The sequence below is a fragment of the Nakamurella flavida genome (assembly GCF_030811475.1).
In the GTDB taxonomy this organism is placed as follows: domain Bacteria; phylum Actinomycetota; class Actinomycetes; order Mycobacteriales; family Nakamurellaceae; genus Nakamurella; species Nakamurella flavida.
On record NZ_JAUSQV010000001.1, the window covers coordinates 3,784,470 to 3,800,933 of the forward strand.

Annotated in this window: 13 protein-coding genes; 10 read left to right on the forward strand and 3 right to left on the reverse strand. The window is 73.6% G+C overall.

Annotation, left to right across the window (positions count from 1 at the left end; all coding sequences use genetic code 11):
- The first annotated feature begins 115 nt into the window (after positions 1 to 115).
- Both J2S58_RS16820 and J2S58_RS16825 read left to right on the forward strand, forming a co-directional pair.
- A complete protein-coding gene (locus tag J2S58_RS16820; protein ID WP_205257398.1) occupies positions 116 to 844 on the forward strand; it encodes a DUF998 domain-containing protein in 729 nt (242 codons plus the stop codon).
- On the forward strand, positions 841 to 1,758 hold the full coding sequence (locus J2S58_RS16825; RefSeq protein ID WP_205257399.1) for a CPBP family intramembrane glutamic endopeptidase: 918 nt from the start codon (positions 841 to 843) through the stop codon (positions 1,756 to 1,758). Before J2S58_RS16820 ends, J2S58_RS16825 begins: the two co-directional genes overlap by 4 nt.
- Here the strand turns inward: J2S58_RS16825 and J2S58_RS16830 are convergent.
- The gene (locus J2S58_RS16830; RefSeq protein WP_205257400.1) at positions 1,730 to 2,941 is read right to left on the reverse strand and encodes a saccharopine dehydrogenase family protein; all 1,212 of its coding nucleotides are present in this window, start codon (positions 2,939 to 2,941) and stop codon (positions 1,730 to 1,732) included. The two genes, J2S58_RS16825 and J2S58_RS16830, sit on opposite strands and share 29 nt — an antisense overlap.
- 68 nt (positions 2,942 to 3,009) lie before the next feature.
- On the opposite strand from J2S58_RS16830, the gene metG reads away from it, so the two are divergent.
- From metG to J2S58_RS16865, 7 genes are all read left to right on the forward strand, one after another.
- Positions 3,010 to 4,845 carry a methionine--tRNA ligase gene (gene metG, locus J2S58_RS16835; RefSeq protein WP_205257401.1) on the forward strand — a complete coding sequence of 612 codons (1,836 nt, stop codon included), beginning with the start codon at positions 3,010 to 3,012 and terminating at the stop codon, positions 4,843 to 4,845.
- 32 nt (positions 4,846 to 4,877) lie between these two features.
- Positions 4,878 to 5,705, forward strand: a complete 828-nt coding sequence (locus tag J2S58_RS16840) for a TatD family hydrolase (protein WP_205257402.1) — start codon at positions 4,878 to 4,880, stop codon at positions 5,703 to 5,705.
- A 283-nt stretch (positions 5,706 to 5,988) separates the two neighbouring features.
- Positions 5,989 to 7,437, forward strand: coding sequence for a resuscitation-promoting factor (locus tag J2S58_RS16845; protein WP_205257403.1), 1,449 nt, complete (start codon positions 5,989 to 5,991; stop codon positions 7,435 to 7,437).
- 415 nt (positions 7,438 to 7,852) lie between these two features.
- The gene (locus J2S58_RS16850) at positions 7,853 to 9,076 is read left to right on the forward strand and encodes a resuscitation-promoting factor (RefSeq protein ID WP_205257404.1); all 1,224 of its coding nucleotides are present in this window, start codon (positions 7,853 to 7,855) and stop codon (positions 9,074 to 9,076) included.
- Between the two features lie 121 nt (positions 9,077 to 9,197).
- Complete coding sequence (gene rsmA, locus J2S58_RS16855) at positions 9,198 to 10,058, forward strand: 16S rRNA (adenine(1518)-N(6)/adenine(1519)-N(6))-dimethyltransferase RsmA (RefSeq protein ID WP_240189135.1); 861 nt, start codon at positions 9,198 to 9,200, stop codon at positions 10,056 to 10,058.
- A gap of 8 nt (positions 10,059 to 10,066) precedes the next feature.
- Positions 10,067 to 10,978 carry a 4-(cytidine 5'-diphospho)-2-C-methyl-D-erythritol kinase gene (locus J2S58_RS16860; protein ID WP_205257634.1) on the forward strand — a complete coding sequence of 304 codons (912 nt, stop codon included), beginning with the start codon at positions 10,067 to 10,069 and terminating at the stop codon, positions 10,976 to 10,978.
- Positions 10,979 to 11,022: 44 nt separating this feature from the next.
- Entirely contained in the window at positions 11,023 to 12,894 is a 1,872-nt protein-coding gene (locus tag J2S58_RS16865; RefSeq protein ID WP_240189112.1) for an ABC-F family ATP-binding cassette domain-containing protein, read from the forward strand.
- Between the two features lie 44 nt (positions 12,895 to 12,938).
- Here J2S58_RS16865 and J2S58_RS16870 read toward each other — a convergent pair whose 3' ends face one another.
- Positions 12,939 to 13,676, reverse strand: coding sequence for an alpha/beta fold hydrolase (locus J2S58_RS16870; protein WP_205257406.1), 738 nt, complete (start codon positions 13,674 to 13,676; stop codon positions 12,939 to 12,941).
- Between the two features lie 125 nt (positions 13,677 to 13,801).
- The gene (locus J2S58_RS16875) at positions 13,802 to 14,698 is read right to left on the reverse strand and encodes a PfkB family carbohydrate kinase (RefSeq protein WP_205257636.1); all 897 of its coding nucleotides are present in this window, start codon (positions 14,696 to 14,698) and stop codon (positions 13,802 to 13,804) included.
- Positions 14,699 to 14,787: 89 nt separating this feature from the next.
- Between J2S58_RS16875 and J2S58_RS16880 the strand changes: the two genes are divergently transcribed.
- On the forward strand, positions 14,788 to 16,449 hold the full coding sequence (locus tag J2S58_RS16880) for a fatty acyl-AMP ligase (RefSeq protein ID WP_205257407.1): 1,662 nt from the start codon (positions 14,788 to 14,790) through the stop codon (positions 16,447 to 16,449).
- The last annotated feature ends 15 nt before the right edge of the window (positions 16,450 to 16,464 follow it).

Here is a 16,464-nt window from a genome sequence, read left to right on the forward strand (position 1 = left end):
CGGAGGAAGGGACAGTCGCATGCCGATGATCCACCGGACCAGATCCGTGTCGACGGCCGCCGGATCAGGACCGGCCCCGGCGGGTGAGGGTCCCGTTCCGTCCGCCGGGGCGTTGGTGGCCGCCTGGGCCGCGGCGGCGCTCTGGGCCATCGCCGGGCTCTGGTCGTTCACGACCGAGGCGGTCACGGCCGACGCCATGCGGCGCTACAGCTACCTGACGAACTACGTCAGCGATCTCGGCATCCCGCGGGCGGAGGCCCTGCACGGCGTGGCGGCGACCTCGCCGTTGGCCGCGGTGATGAATCTGGGGTTCATCCTGGAGGGGTTGCTGTTCCTCGCTGCGGCGTGCTTCGCGGTGGCGGCCTGGGTCCCGATCCGTGACCGACGCATGCTGCTGGGACTCGCCGCCGTCCATGCCGTCGGCGTCGTCCTGGTCGGGTGCATCCATGGCAGCCCGGCTGCGGAGCGGGACAACACCATCGTGATCCACTTCCTGGGCGCGGGCATGGCCATTCTCGGCGGCAACGCCGTGCTGCTGCTGGTGGGGCGGATCTGGCGCGCCGACGGCCGTCTCCGCCCCCTCGGCCGGGTGAGTACCGCCCTGGGCGTCCTCGGTGTCACCGGGCTGGTCATGGTCAGCCTGAACCTGGCCACGGGGTCCTCGCTCCTCTTCCCGGACGGGGTCTGGGAGCGGCTGGCCGTCTACAGCGTCCTGGTCTGGGGTGTGGTCCTGCCGGCCGCCGCCGCGATCCGCCTGTGGCGGTCGGCCGGTCGGGCGGGCCGGGGGTCGTCCTCCCCGGTCGAGTCCGGTGCCGGCCACCGCGTGGTCCGGAGCTCACGGTGACCGCCCCCCGGACATCCCGCGTCGCGCATCCGCAGCCCGGGGTCGGGCGGATCATCCGATCTCCGTTCGTCTGGGGTCCGCTGGGGGCGGTCCTGCTCTTCACGACATCCCTCGGACTGGGTGTGGTGTCCGCCGATCTCCCACCCGCGTGGCGCCCGTGGCTCACCGTGGTGGGCACCGTGCTCGTCGCGGCCCTCTACGTGGTCATCATGCGCGGAGTGGCCGGGCGGCGGACGCCGGAACTCACCGGCACCGGCGGGGGTCGCGAACTCGTCCTGGGTATCGCCCTGGGGACGTCCTTCGTGGCGGGCGTCGCCGGCGTCGTCGCCCTCCTGGGCGGCTACGACATCGCCTGGGCCGGTCGAGATGTCGGTGCTGCACTCCTGGAGGCCGTCATGCTCGGCGCGGCCGCCGGCGTGCTGGAGGAGTTGATGTTCCGGGGTTTCGTCCTGCAGGCGCTGGAGCGCATCGGCGGGAGCGGGGTCGCCCTGGCCGTGACCGCCCTGATCTTCGGGGCGATGCATCTGATGAACGACGGCGCGACCCTGCTCGCGGCCCTGACCATCTCCGTGGAGGCCGGGCTCCTCCTCGGCGCCGCCTTCCTCTGGCGCCGGGACCTGCGGTTCGTCATCGGCATCCACCTGGCCTGGAACGCCACCGAGGCACTGCTCGGCATCCCCGTGTCCGGCGGGAGCATGCCCGGGCTATGGACGACGACCGTGCACGGATCGGATCTGCTGACCGGCGGTGGCTTCGGTCTGGAGGCGTCCGTCGTCACCGTCCTGCTCAGCCTGGTGCCCACCACGCTCATGCTGATCGCGGCCCACCGGCGCGGCTCGCTGCGATCCGTACCGTGGCGGCGGCGGTCCGGCCGGGACGTCCCGCTCAGTCCAGCGCCTGCGCGGACAGGGTGAACCCCGCGGCGCGCAGGCGGTCGGCGAGCGCCTCACCCATGGCCACGGCTGGGGTCAGCACGCCGGCGCGCTCGGGCAGGTCGTCCTGGGCGAGCGATAGGCCGGCCTGGGCGAGCATCACCGAGGTGGCCGCGTAACCCGGGTCGCCGGCGGCGGCGACCGCCCCGACGTACCGCCGACCGGACGTGGTGGCCGCCCGCAGTTCGAGCCGGAACGAGCCCTCCCGCTGCGCCTTCTCGCTCGGCCCCTGGCCGGGGTCGGGCAGCAGCCGGTCGAGCAGCGGGCGGACCAGGGGGGTGCGCAGCCCGAGGGCCGCCGCCGCGCTGCCGATCGCGACCCCGCCGGCGATGAGGGGGGACAGCGGCGACCGGCCGGTGCGCACCGCCTCGGCGTACCGCAGGCCCCGCCCGTACGCGTGGCCGAGCAGCGCGTTGGACCGTCGCACGATCCGGGTGTTGAACGGGGCCATGACGAACGGCGCCGTCCAGGTCCCGTCGTCGAGGCGGTGGGTCAGGAACGTGTCCGGCTGCGGACCGAGATCGGGCTCGGCCTCCCGATCGGGGCTGAGCAGGTAGGGGTCGGCCAGTCGGCGGGCCAGGGCGGGATCGGCACGCACCGCGTCCACCTGCCCGCGCAGCGAGTCGACGGTCCCGCCGCTGAAACCGCCCTTGGCCGCCACGACCAGCAACAGCACCGCGGTCAGCTCACCGGCGTCGTCCGCGGCCACCTGCTCGGCCAGCACCTGCACGCCGAGGTCGGAGGGCACGGAGTCGAAGCCGCAGGCGTGCACGATGCGGGCGCCGCTGTCCCGGGCGAGCCCGTCCGCGAGGTCGATGCTCTCCCGGACGAAGAGCGCCTCGCCGGTCAGATCGGCATACGACGTGCCGGCCCGGGCGCAGGCCAGCACCAGCGGCAGGCCGTGCCGAGCGTACGGGCCGACCGTCGACAGCACCACGCGGGTGGAGCGGGCCAGGTCGGCCAGGGCGGCCGGGTCACCGGAGTCGGCCACGACCACCGGCCAGTGGACGCCCAGCTCGTCGCGCACCGCGGTCAGCCGCGATTCCGAGCGCCCGGCCAGGGCGATCCGCAGGTCGGTGCGGGCCTCGGCCAACCGCCGGGCCACCAGCTTCCCGACGAACCCGCTCGCCCCGAACAGCACCAGGTCGTACTCGCGATCGCTCATCGGTCCGACACTACGAGGCGGGCTCGCGGCGTCCGGGGGCGCGAGCCGCGCCGACTAACCTGAGCGCCATGAATTCCCCCGTGCTGACCGCGGTCGCCTGGCCCTACGCGAACGGTCCCCGTCACATCGGCCACGTCTCCGGGTTCGGTGTGCCGGCCGACGTGTTCTCCCGCTACCAGCGGATGGCCGGGGCCGACGTGCTGATGGTCTCCGGGACCGACGAGCACGGAACACCGATCCTGGTGCAGGCCGACCAGGAGGGCGTCACCGCCCGCGAGCTGGCCGACCGCTACAACCGGGTGATCGTCGAGGATCTGGCCGGCCTGGGTCTGTCCTACGACCTGTTCACCCGGACGACCACCCGCAACCACTACGCCGTGGTGCAGGAGATGTTCCGCACGGTGCACCGCAACGGGTACTTCGTCGCGCAGACCACGATGTCGGCGATCTCGCCGTCCACCGGGCGCACCCTGCCCGACCGCTACATCGAGGGCACCTGCCCCATCTGCGGCTACGACGGTGCCCGCGGCGACCAGTGCGACAACTGCGGAAACCAGCTGGACCCGGCCGACCTGATCAACCCGCGCTCGCGGATCAACGGCGAGACGCCGAAGTTCGTCGAGTCCGAGCACTTCTTCCTCGACCTGCCCGCCCTGGCCGAGGCGCTGGGGACCTGGCTGCGCGGCCGCTCCGACTGGCGCCCGAACGTCCTCAAGTTCTCCCTGAACCTGTTGGACGACATCCGCCCGCGGGCGATGACCCGGGACATCGACTGGGGCATCCCGGTGCCGCTGGACGGCTGGCGCGACCGGCCGGACAAGAAGCTCTACGTGTGGTTCGACGCGGTCATCGGTTACCTGTCGGCCAGCATCGAGTGGGCCCGGCGCTTCGGCACCTCGCCGGACGAGTGGCAGCGGTGGTGGCAGGGCCCGGACAGTGCGGGGGCGAACGGCGCCCGGCAGTTCTACTTCATGGGCAAGGACAACATCACCTTCCACTCGCAGATCTGGCCGGCCGAGCTGCTCGCGTACAACGGCGCGGGCGCGCGGGGCGGCGCGCCCGGCGGGCTCGGCGAGCTGCGGCTGCCCACCGAGGTGGTCTCCAGCGAGTTCCTGACCATGCGCGGGTCGAAGTTCTCCACCTCCCGCAACACGGTGATCTACGTGCGCGACTTCCTCCGCGAGTTCGGCCCGGATGCCCTGCGCTACTTCATCTCGGTGGCCGGCCCGGAGAACCAGGACGCCGATTTCACCTGGGACGAATTCGTCCGGCGCACCAACTTCGAGCTGGCCAACGAGTGGGGCAACCTGGTCAACCGGTCGATCTCCATGGCGCACAAGAACTTCGGCGTCATCCCGACGTCGACGACGCCCACCGACGCGGACATCGAGCTGCTCCGCGCCTCCGAGGCCGCGTTCGCCACCGTGGGGGACCTGTTGGGTCGCAGTCGGTTCAAGGCCGCGTCCAGCGAGGCGATGCGGGTGGTCTCGCTGGCCAACAAGTACCTGTCGGACGCCGAGCCGTGGAAGCTCAAGGCCGACCCGGAGCGGCAGGCCACCGTGCTGCACACCGCCCTGCAGATCGTCGACGACGCGAAGACGATGCTGACGCCGTTCCTGCCGCACTCCAGCCAGGCCGTGTTCGAGGCCCTCGGCGGCTCCGGCGTGTGGGCCGCCCAGCCCGACATCCTGGAGGTCGAGGACTTCGACGACGACGTGGAGGGGGTCGGTGTCCCGCCGGCCCGCCCCTACCCCGTGCTGACCGGCGACTACGCCGGCGAGCAGGCCGTCTGGAAGCGCGTCCCGATCGAGGCCGGCCGCGAGCTGGGCAAGCCCAGCCCGCTGTTCGCCAAGCTCGACCCCGCGCTGGGGGAGACCGGCCCGGAGTGGGCGCCGGTCCAGTGAGCGCCGGGGCTACGTCCAACGGCCACCCCGCCGTGGCGGACCGGAAGGCCGCGCCGGCGCCCGAGCCGCTCCCGCGACCGGTGGTGGACGCGCACACCCACCTGGACGCCTGCGGCTGCGTGGACGCCGCCGACGTCGCCGCGGCGATGGATCGGGCCGCGGCGGTCGGCGTGCGTCAGGTGGTCACCGTGGGGGACGACCTGGCCTCGGCGCAGTGGGCGGCCCGGGCCGCGACCTGGCATCCGGACCTGTACGCCGCCGTCGGTCTGCACCCCACCCGGGCCGACGCGTTGGACGGGCCGACCAGGGCGGCGTTGGCGGCGTTGGCGGAGCAGGACCGGGTGGTCGCCATCGGTGAGACCGGGCTGGACTTCTACTGGGACGCGGCCCCGCACGACGTGCAGCGGGAGGCGTTCGCCTGGCACATCGCACTGGCCAAGCGGGTCGGCAAACCGTTGATGATCCACGACCGGAACGCGCACGAGGCGGTGTTCGCGGTGCTCGAGCAGGAGGGGCCGCCGCCGGTGGTCGTCTTCCACTGTTTCTCCGGCGACGAGGCCATGGCCCACCGCTGCGCGCAGGCCGGTTTCGTGATGTCGTACGCCGGGCCGGTCACGTTCAGGAACGCCGCCGATCTGGCTGCCGCCGCCACCGTCACTCCGGCCGGTCTGATGATGGCCGAGACCGATGCGCCGTTCCTGACCCCGCATCCGCACCGCGGTCGGCGCAACGAGCCGTACGCGCTGCCCTGGACGGTGCGGGCGCTGTCGGCGCTGCGCGGACTCGAGCTGGCCGAGATGTGCGACGAACTGGCCGACACCGCCCGTTCGACGTACGGACTGCCCATGCCGTCGGCGTGACGACGCCCCGCCCGTCACCCGATCCGGTCGAATCTGCATGTGAGTGTCATGTGGGTCTCACCTTGTTGTCCGCGGCGTAGCCATCCCGTTATCGTTCCGTGACGAAAGCCGGGATGAGGACCTCCCGGGTGCAGCACGCATCGATCCGCCGCGCCGGTTCATCCCGGCCGCGGTCGACCGTGCCGAACCGACATCGACCGCCCACGGGGCGGTCCGATCGCGCCCTGGGCGCCCGGGCGCACCCTCCCCCTCTGCCCGGACAAGACGACGTTCGGATGACGACTTGACCCAGCACGACCCCGCCCTGCCCGAGGCCGCCGAGATCATCGGGACCGCCGACACCACCGAGGCCGCGCAGACTCCGGAGAACGGCACCGAGGCGCAGGACACCCCCGCCGCCCGTCGCTCGTTCCGCAAGCCCCTGCTGATCGGCGCCGCCGCCCTCGCCGTCGTGCTGGCCGCCACCGGCGGGACCGTCCTCTCGCTGCAGAAGACCGTCGCGATCAGCGTCGACGGCCAGGTGCAGCAGGTCTCCACCCTGTCCGGCTCGGTCGCCGGAGCACTCGACTCCGCCGGTCTCACCCTCGGCGAGCACGATCAGCTCGCCCCCGCCGGCGCGACCACCATCTACGACGGCTCGCAGATCACCGTCGCCCGTGGCCGGCTGCTGACCCTGACCATCGACGGGCAGACCCGCCAGGTCTGGACCACCGCTCCCACCGTCGAGCGCGCCCTGGTCGAGCTCGGCCAGGATCCGGCCGGACTTCAGTTGTCCGCCAACCGGTCCCGCGAGATCCCGCTGGACGGGCTGGCCGTGCACGCGCAGACGCTGCACACCGTCACCCTCACCGATCGCGGAGCCGCCGCGGCCGCCGTCACCTCCACCGCCACCACCGTCGGCGACCTGCTCGCCGAGCAGGGCATCACCCTGGCCGCCGCCGACCGGGTCACCCCCGATGTCGCCACCCCGGTGAGCGAGGGTCTGACCGTCTCCGTCATCACCCTGCCCACGGTCGCGCTGACCGTCGGCACCGACCCGCTGACGGCGATCCCGACCGACGCGGCCACCGTCGCCGACGTCCTCGCCGGCGCCGGGGTGACCCTGTCGCCGACCGACACCGTCACCCCCGACCCGGCCACCCCGGTCGCCGACGGCCTGCCGATCGTCGTCACCCGCATCCAGGTCGCCGACTCCGTGCAGACCCGCGAGGTCGCCCAGCCCGCCGATGTCGTCGAGAAGGACAGCTCGCTGGCCGACGGCACCACGAAGGTCACCCAGCAGGGTCGGCCGGGGTCGGTCGACGTCACCGTGCGCGTCGTCACCACCAACGGTGTCGCCGGCGCCCCGCAGGACATCGCCAGCACCACCACCGTCGAGGCCCTGGCCACGGTGACCAAGCAGGGGACCAAGAAGGCCCCCGCGCCGGCCGCCGCCGCGTCGTCGTCCTCGTCCAGCCGTTCCGCCGCCCCGGCGCCGGCCTCCTCCGGCAGCTCGGGGGTCAACTGGGACGCCATCGCGCGCTGCGAGTCGACCAACAACTGGTCGATCAACACCGGCAACGGCTACTACGGCGGCCTGCAGTTCGACATCTCGACCTGGATGAGTGCCGGTGGTGGCGCGTACGCGTCCCGCCCGGACCTGGCCACCCGGGAGCAGCAGATCGCCGTGGCGGAGAACCTGTACGCCTCCCGGGGGCTCTCCCCGTGGGCGTGCGCCGGCGCCAACGGCTGAGCCGACCGCGACACCGGAGGACCCCGCACCCCGCTCAGGGGGCGGGGTCCATCGTCGTTCTCCCGGGGTGGTGTCGCGCCCAGCGGTGGCACAGTCGGTGACCACGTCCCGGAATGCGAGGTCCGGGTGGGTGAACGGACCGGTCGGACGATGGCCGACGTCACGTTGCGCGCTCAACATCTCCCCGTTACTGTTTCGTGATAACAGCCGGGATGGGGAAGATCTCGGGTGTGTGGGGGCAGACGGAGTTCGTGACAGCACCGGTCGATCGTCGGACCGGTGGTCGGCGGACGGATCGTCTGCCCTTCTCCGTGTCTGCTGCCGGCCGGTCGTCCGTGAGGTCACCCGGGGGCTGCGGTCGTGCGGTGCCCACACCCCTGCCCGGAGCACGTCCGAGAATCGGAGTGTCGTCAGCTTGCCCAGCACCACGGACCTGATCAACGAACCCGCCGGGAACGACGGGGCCGCCGCCGATGCGGGACGCCACCGCGCCGGCCGGCCCACCCGCCGCCGCATCGTGCTGGTCGCCGCGGCCACCGTCCTGGGCCTGGCCGCCGTGGGTGGCGGTTCCGCCGCCGCCCTGTCCAAGACGGTCACCATCACCGTCGACGGGCAGGAGCGCTCCGTGACCACCCTCGCGGGGTCGGTCCAGGGCGCGTTGACCTCGGCCGGTCTGACGGTCGGCGAGCACGACGTCATCGCCCCGGCGCCGGCCACCGCGCTGTCCGACGGTGCCCAGGTGTCCGTGCAGCGCGCCCGGCTCGTGCAGCTCACTCTGGACGGCCAGGAGCGGGACGTCTGGACCACGGCCACCACCGTCGAGGCGGCGTTGACCCAGCTCGGCCAGAACCCGGCCGACCTCCAGCTGTCCGCGGACCGCTCCCGCGAGATCCCGGTCGAGGGCATCACCCTCACCGCCCAGGAGGTGCACGAGGTCACCCTGACCGACGGCGCCGAGCCGCTCCGCACGGTGCGCGCCACCGCCCGTACCGTCGCCGACCTACTCACCGACCAGGGCATCGTGCTGGGCCCGGAGGACACCGTGACCCCGGACGCGACCACCGTGCTCGCCGACGGCACCGCCGTCGACATCACCCGCACGCAGACCACCACCCGCACCGAGCAGGTCGCCGTCGCCCAGCTGCCCGACCAGCGGGTCGACGACCCGGCCCTGAACCGGGGCACCGAGCAGGTCGTCACCCCCGGGGCGCCCGGCACCGAGACGGTGACCTACGCCGCCACCGTCGTCGACGGCGTGCAGACGGGCGAGCAGGAGGTCGGCCGCACCGTCGACGTCGCGCCCACCGCCACCGTCATCCACGTCGGGACCAGGTCCACCCTGGAGATGCGGGGCAGCCGGGTCTTCTTCAACGACACCGAGTTCGGGGTCAACTGGGACGGGCTCGCCTACTGCGAGTCCACCAACAACCCGAAGGCCACGTTCTACCCCTCCGGCTACCCGGCGACCTTCGGCCTCTTCCAGTTCGACCTGCCGACCTGGCAGTCGGTCGACGGCGTCGGCAACCCGATGGACGCCTCGCCCGAGGAGCAGCTCATGCGGGCCAAGATGCTCTACCAGAAGCGCGGGCTCGAGCCGTGGCTGTGCGGCTACGCCGCCGCGTCGCCCCCGCCCGCCTGATCCGCCACCGGTGGGGACACCGGCGGATCACGGGGACGGGGGAGTGGGCGCGACATGTGAGGATGGACGGGTGACAGATCTGGTCCCGGGACGCCTGCTGGGCGCCGGCGACATCCGCCGGATGGCGGCGGAGCTGGATCTGCGGCCGACCAAGCAGCTCGGCCAGAACTTCGTCCACGACGGCAACACCGTCCGCCGGATCGTCGCGGCCGCCGGGCTGCGATCCACCGACCACGTGCTCGAGGTCGGCCCGGGTCTGGGGTCGTTGACCCTGGGTCTGCTGGACGCGGCGGCGGCCGTCACCGCGGTGGAGATCGACCCGCGGCTGGCCGGCCTGCTGCCGGCCACCGTGCGCGATCACCACCCGACGCGGGCCGCGGCCCTTCGGGTCGTCGAGGCCGACGCCCTGCAGGTCACCGGCGCCCTGCTGCACCGCACCGGTGACGACCTGCCGGCCCCGGCCGAGCCCACGGCGCTCGTGGCCAACCTCCCGTACAACATCGCCGTGCCGGTGATCCTGCACCTGCTGGCCGAGCTGCCCACCCTGCGCTCGATCATGGTGATGGTGCAGGCCGAGGTGGCCGACCGGCTCGCCGCCGGCCCCGGTTCCCGCACCTACGGCTCGCCCAGCGTGAAGCTGGCCTGGTACGGCACCGCCAAGCGGGCCGGTTCGGTGCCCCGCGCCATCTTCTGGCCCGTCCCCGGGGTCGATTCCGCGCTGGTCGCGGTGGACGTGCACCCGCACCGCCGGACCGACGATCGGGCCGCGGTCTTCGCCGTCGTCGACGCGGCCTTCGCCCAGCGACGCAAGACCCTGCGCTCCGCCCTGTCCGTCTGGGCCGGCTCCGCCCCGACCGCCGAACGCATCCTGCGCGCGGCCGATGTCGATCCCGGCGCCCGCGGTGAGACGCTCACCGTCGACGACTACGCCCGCATCGCCCAGGCCCGGGCCGACCTCGACGCGTCCGTCGAGACCGAATGACCGGGCGGGTGATCGCCCGGTTGGGCGCCCCGGTACGGGTGACCAGCCCGGCGAAGATCAATCTGCACCTGGCCGTCGGTGACCTGCGGGAGGACGGCTACCACGACCTGGTCACCGTGTTCCACGCCGTCGACCTGATGGACGAGCTCGTCGTCAGCCCGGCCGCCCAGCACTCCGTCCGCACCCCCGGGGTCGCCGGGGTCCCGGCGGGCGCACGCAACCTGGCCGGCATGGCCGCGCGGCTGCTGGCCAAGCGGACCGGGCAGGGCGGCCCGGTCGCCATCGAGATCACCAAGCGCATCCCCGTGGCCGGAGGGATGGCCGGCGGCAGCGCGGACGCAGCCGCCGCCCTGGTCGGCTGTGCCGCCCTCTGGGGTCTGCCGCCGGGTCGGGACGCGTTGACCGAGATCGCGGCCGAGCTGGGCTCCGACGTCCCGTTCTCGCTGGCCGGTGGCACCGCGGTGGGCACCGGGCGCGGGGAGCGGCTGGTGCCGGTGCTGTCCCGGGCCACGCTGCACTGGGTGCTGGCCATGGCCGCGGACGGGCTGTCCACCCCGCAGGTGTTCGGCGAGCTGGACCGGCTGCGTGCCGCGGGCGATCCGCCCCGGGTCGGCGCGGTCGAACCGATGCTGGCCGCGCTGGCCACCGGGGACACCGCCGCGGTCGCCGCGGCCCTGGCCAACGACCTGCAGGCGGCGGCGTTCTCGTTGCAGCCCGAACTGCGGCGCACCCTGCGCCGCGGGCTCGAGGCCGGGGCGCTGGGTGGGGTGGTGTCCGGGTCCGGACCCACCGTGGCCCTGCTGTGCACGGATCCGGAGGCCGCCGCCCAGGTGGCCGCGGAGATGGCGGGATCCGGCACCTGCCGGGCGGTCAAGGTGGCGACCGGGCCCGTACCCGGCGCCCGAGTGGTGGTCCGCTAGATGGTGGCCTTCCCAGTGGTGAAATCGCGAGTGGTGGGGATCTGATGGTCAACCTGGTCAACCTGGAGGCGGTGACCGTCGTGCACGGCGTCCGCCCCGTGCTCGACGGTGTCTCGCTGGGGGTGCAACGCGGCGACCGGATCGGCGTGCTCGGCCTCAACGGCTCCGGCAAGTCGACCCTGCTCGGCATCCTGGCCGGGCTGCGCCCGCCGGACACCGGCCGGGTCTCCGTGCTCGGCGGCACCACGTTCGCGGTGGTCGCGCAGGCCTCGGTGACCGGGACGGGCGCGACCGTCCGCGACGCGGTGCTCAGCCGGTTCGGCGAGGCCGAGCACTCCTGGGCCTCCGACAGCTCCGTCCGCGCGGTGCTCACCGGGCTCGGCCTGGCCGGACTGGGGCTGGACTCCCCGGTGGACTCGCTGTCCGGCGGGGAGCAGCGCCGGGTGGCGCTGGCCGCCGCGCTGGTCACCGAGGCCGATCTGATGGTGCTCGACGAACCGACCAACCACCTGGACATCGAGGCGGTCGACTGGCTCGCCCAGCACCTGCGGTCGCGGTCCGGGGCCTGCGTGGTCGTCACCCACGATCGCTGGTTCCTGGACGCGGTGGCCACCACCACCTGGGAGGTCGTCGACGGGCAGGTGCTCATCCGCGAGGGCGGCTACAGCGACTGGGTCTTCGCCCGCGCGGAGCGGCAGCGGCTGGACCGCGCCGCCGAGGAGCGCCGACGCAACCTGGCCCGCAAGGAGCTGGCCTGGCTGCGCCGCGGCCCGCCCGCCCGTACGTCCAAGCCGCGGTACCGCATCGAGGCCGCCGAGGCGCTGATCGCCGACGTGCCGCCGGCCCGGGACACCGTGGCCCTGCAGGCCTTCGCCCGCCGCCGGCTCGGTCGCGACGTCATCGATCTGGAGAACGTCACCGCGACGGTGACCGCGGCGGACGGCCGGGAGAAGGTGCTGCTGGACGAGCAGACCTGGCGGGTCGGCCCGGGTGACCGTATCGGTATCGTCGGGGTCAACGGGTCCGGCAAGTCGACCATGCTGCGCATCGCGGTGGGCATGCGCGAGACGCAGGGCGGCAAGGCCAAGCTCGGCACCACGGTGCGGCTGGGCTACCTCTCGCAGGAGGTCACCGAGCTGCCGCTGGAGGGCCGGCTCATCGAGGCCATCACCTCGGTGGCGTCGTCGGTCAACCTCGACGGCAAGGACGTCTCGGCCGGGCAGTTGGCCGAACGCTTCGGTTTCAGCGCCGCCCAGCAGTGGACGCAGGTCAAGAGCCTGTCCGGTGGCGAGCGCCGCCGGCTGCAGCTGCTCCGGGTGCTCATGTCCGAGCCGAACGTGCTCGTCCTCGACGAACCGACCAACGACCTGGACACCGACACGCTGGCCGCCCTGGAGGACCTGCTCGACAGCTGGCCGGGCACCCTGCTGGTGGTCAGTCACGACCGGTACCTCATCGAGCGGGTCACCGACACGGTGATCGGGCTGCTCGGCGACGGCACCATCTCCCAGCTCGTGCGTGGCGTCCCGGAGTACCTGGAACGGCGGGAGGCGGCCATCGCGGCCGAGCAGACCGAACGCACCGACCAGGCCGCCCAGAACAAGCAGGACCGGCAGGCCGCCAAGGCCTCTGCCGCCTCAGCCGCCCCCTCGGCTGCCGCCGTGGCTCCGGCGGCCGCGGCATCCGCGGGGCCGTCGGCCACCGAGACCCGCGCGCTGCGCAAGGACCTGCAGCGGCTCGAACGGTCCCTGGAGTCGTTGCGGCGCAAGGAGACGCAGCTGCACGGCAAGCTGGCCGACGTCGGTGGCGACTTCGCCGCCGCGGCAGCGCTGGACGCTGAGCTGCGTCAGGTCGGGAGCGAGCGCGACACCGTCGAGGAGCAGTGGTTGGAGCTGGCCGAGCAGCTGGAGAGCTGACCTGCGCAGGTGTTCCTGTGCCGGCTCGAGCCGCTGCCGGCCGCTCAGCGCAGGAAGCCGACGACCATGGCGGCGAACGAGTCCGGGTCGGACAGGTGCCCGCGCCGGGCGTCGGGCAGGTCGGTACGGGTGGACGGGACGATCGCGGTCTCCAGCAGATCGAGCAGGGCGCGGTCGCCCGCCTTGGCCACGCCGGTGCCGATGATGAACGTCGGTGCGGTCACCCGGGACAGCCGGCCCCACCAGGCGGCGTCGGCCTGGGCCAGCTGGTCCAGCGCGGCCCGGGCCCGGGCGAAGCCACCGATGTTCTCCCGCAGCCGGCCGCGGCGCAGCGTGGTCAGCGCGCCGCTCACCGCCATGGCCGGGGGCATCCGGGCGCGCACCGGGGGGCCGGAGCGGGGCGGCAGGGTCGGGTCCTCCAGGACGAGCCCGCTCACCTGCTCCGGGTGGGTGGCGGCCAGGCTGACCGCCAGGTATCCGCCGAACCCGTGCCCGACCAGGTCGATTGGGTCGGTGGGTTCGGGCGCCACGTGCAGGACGACCTCGTGCAGGTGGTGCACCTGCTCGGCCAGGCCCTCCACCGCGTCGCTGTGACCGGCGCCGGGCAGGTCGATGGCCACCACCTCGCGACCGGCCGCCACCACCTCGGCCGTCATGTGCTCCCAGGACGCGGCCGAGGAGCCGAGGTCGTGCAGCATCAGGATCGGCCGGCCGGTCCCGTTGGAGTGGACCCGGACTTCCTTCTCGTCGATGAGCAGGTCGTGGATCGCGCTGAACACCATCCGGGCATCGTGCCCCGCCGGTGGGTTTCCCGCACCCGGACGCGGACGCTCCGTGATCCGGCGCAGGTCACGACGGCGCCGGGCCGTGCCCGGTGGCGCCTGCGACGGGGGGTGAGCCCCGGGCGTCAGGCCGTGCGGGCGGCCAGCTCGTCGATCTGCGCACGCAGCGGCGCGCAGTCGCCCGCGCCGGGCAGGGTGGTGGCCAGCGCCCCGGCCACACAGGCCCAGGCGACGGCGTCCGCCGGCTCCCGGCCGGCGGTCCAGGCGGCGGCCAGCGCGCCGGCGAAGGTGTCCCCGGCTCCGGTGGTGTCCACCGGGGTGACCCTCGGTGCGGGCACGGTGACCACCCCGCCGTCCGGGCCGCGGTAGCGGGCACCGCGACCGCCCAGGGTGGTGACCAGGTGGGGGACGGCGTCCAGCACGGCCGGGCCGAGGGCCGCCGCCTCGCCCTCGTTGACCACCAGCACGGTCAGCGCGGCGACCAGTTCGGCCGGCAGCTCCTGCACCGGGGAGGGGTTGAGCAGCACCGGTACCCCGTGGGCCGCCGCGTGGGTGGCTCCGGCCACCATCAGCTCCATCGGGACTTCGAGCTGGCCGACCAGGATGCCGGCACCGGCGATGGCGTCGAGGTCGGCGGCGGCCAGGTCGCCGAACAGGGCGTTGGCCGCGGGGACCACCACGATGGAGTTCTCCGCGGTGTCGTCCAACCAGATCAGCGCCGTGCCGCAGGGCCCCTCCACCTGCCGCAGGAAGGTGGTGCCGACCCCGGCCCGCTCCAGGGCGCCGACCAGGGTGTCGGTGTACCCGTCGGTGCCGACGGTGCCGATGAACTCGACGGCGGTGTCGCCGCCGGCGGCGCGGGCGGCGGCCACGGCCTGGTTGTGCCCCTTGCCGCCGGTTCCGGTGGTCAGGGTCCGCCCGAGGACGGTCTCCCCGGGGGCGGGCAGGTGCGGGGTGGTGGCCGTCAGATCGATGCTGATGCTGCCGAGGACGATGACCGAAGGGGTGCTCACGGCAGGCATCATGCCTGCTGCGGACGTCCGGTGCCCATGCGTCGCCGGCGCCGGACCGACGGGCCCGATCCCAGGACACGGTGACCTACGGTGGTCCGATGAGCGCCTTCACCGACGCGTTGATCGCCGTTGCCCGGGGTACCGCCGGGATGACCACCGGGGAACCCCGTGAACCGGTCCGGACCAGCTTCGCCGATCTGCACGCCCGGGCGCGCGTCGGCGCGGGGGCGCTGCGTGACCGCGGGCTCCGGCCGGGGGACGCGGTGGCGGTCATGGCCGGCGCCCCGGTGCAGGTCGCCCCGGCCGCCCAGGCGGCCTGGCTGGCCGGTGCGTCGGTGACGATGCTGCACCAGCCCACCGCCCGCACCGACCTCTCCCGGTTCGCCGTCGAGACCGCCTCGGTCCTGCGGGTCGTCCGGGCGCGGGTGGTGCTGCTCGGTGCGCCGTTCACCCACCTGCTGCCGATGCTCCTGGAGGCCGGCATCGACGCGGTCACCGTCGACGACCTGCTCTCCGGGCCGGCCCCGGAGGAGCCGTTGCCGGCGGACCGCCCGGGGGGAATCGGCGAGGAGCTGCCGGCCCTGCTGCAGCTCACCTCGGGGTCGACCGCGACACCCAAGGCCGTGCGCATCACCCACCGCAACGTCTGGGCCAACATCGATGCGATGTGCGAGAGCGCGGCCATCGTCCCGGGTCAGGTGATGGTGTCCTGGCTGCCGCTGTTCCACGACATGGGGATGATCGGGTTCCTGACCCTGCCGCAGTGCCGCGGGATCGAGGTCGTCCTGGTGACCCCGCAGGATTTCCTGTCCTCGCCGCTGCTGTGGCTCGAGCTGATCGACAGGTACCGCGGGACCCTCACCGCCGCACCGAACTTCGCCTACGCGCTGGCCGCGCGGGTGTTGGCCCGGGCCGAGGGTCTCGACCTGTCCTCGTTGCGGTTCGCGCTGAACGGGGCGGAGCCGATCGACGCCACCGCGGTGCGCGCGTTCCTGGCCGCGGGGGAGCGGTTCGGGCTGCCGTCCACCGCCGTGGTGTGCGCGTACGGCATGGCCGAGGCGACGCTGGGGGTCTCGTTCCATCCGTGGGGGACCCCGTTGGCCGTCGACACCGTGCTGGCCGCCGATCTGGAGGAGCGCCGGGTGGCCGTCCCCGTCGAGGCCGGTGACCGGTCGGAGGACGCGGCCACCCGGGCGTTCCCCCTGCTCGGCCCGCCGCTGCGCGGCATCGAGGTCGCCGTGCTCGGGGAGGGGGGCCGGGTGCTGGGCGACCGGGAGGTCGGCACCCTGCACCTGCGCGGCGAGTCGGTGACCGAGGAGTACCTGACCGTCGACGGACCGGTGGCCACCCGGGACGCCCGGGGATGGCTGGACACCGGCGATCTCGGGTATCTGGTCGACGGTCGGGTGGTGGTGTGCGGCCGGGTCAAGGACGTGATCATCATGGGCGGCCGCAACATCCATCCGACCGACATCGAACGTGTCGCCGGTCAGGTCGACGGGGTGCGTGCCGGGAACGCGGTCGCCGTGCGGTGGACCGCGTCCGGCGGGCGTGAGTCGTTCGCGGTGGCGGTCGAGTCGCGTGCGGCCGGCGATCCGGCCGAGGTCGAGCGGATCTCCGCCGGCATCCGGTCCGCGGTCACCACCGCCATCGGGGCCCGGCCGGCCACCGTCACGGTGCTCCCGGTGGGAAGCCTGCCCAAGACCCCGTCCGGGAAGTTGCGCCGTGCCGCCGCGCGGGAGCTGATCACCCCGGCCTGAGTCGGCCTTTCCCGG

What these genes read in the sequence shown, in the direction of transcription:
- J2S58_RS16830 (WP_205257400.1), bottom strand. Translation starts at nt 2,941, where the DNA reads ATGAGCGATCGCGAGTACGACCTGGTGCTGTTCGGGGCGAGCGGGTTC.
- metG (WP_205257401.1), top strand. Translation starts at nt 3,010, where the DNA reads ATGAATTCCCCCGTGCTGACCGCGGTCGCCTGGCCCTACGCGAACGGT.
- rsmA (WP_240189135.1), top strand. Translation starts at nt 9,198, where the DNA reads ATGGCGGCGGAGCTGGATCTGCGGCCGACCAAGCAGCTCGGCCAGAAC.
- J2S58_RS16865 (WP_240189112.1), top strand. Translation starts at nt 11,023, where the DNA reads ATGGTCAACCTGGTCAACCTGGAGGCGGTGACCGTCGTGCACGGCGTC.
- J2S58_RS16870 (WP_205257406.1), bottom strand. Translation starts at nt 13,676, where the DNA reads ATGGTGTTCAGCGCGATCCACGACCTGCTCATCGACGAGAAGGAAGTC.
- J2S58_RS16875 (WP_205257636.1), bottom strand. Translation starts at nt 14,698, where the DNA reads ATGCCTGCCGTGAGCACCCCTTCGGTCATCGTCCTCGGCAGCATCAGC.
- J2S58_RS16880 (WP_205257407.1), top strand. Translation starts at nt 14,788, where the DNA reads ATGAGCGCCTTCACCGACGCGTTGATCGCCGTTGCCCGGGGTACCGCC.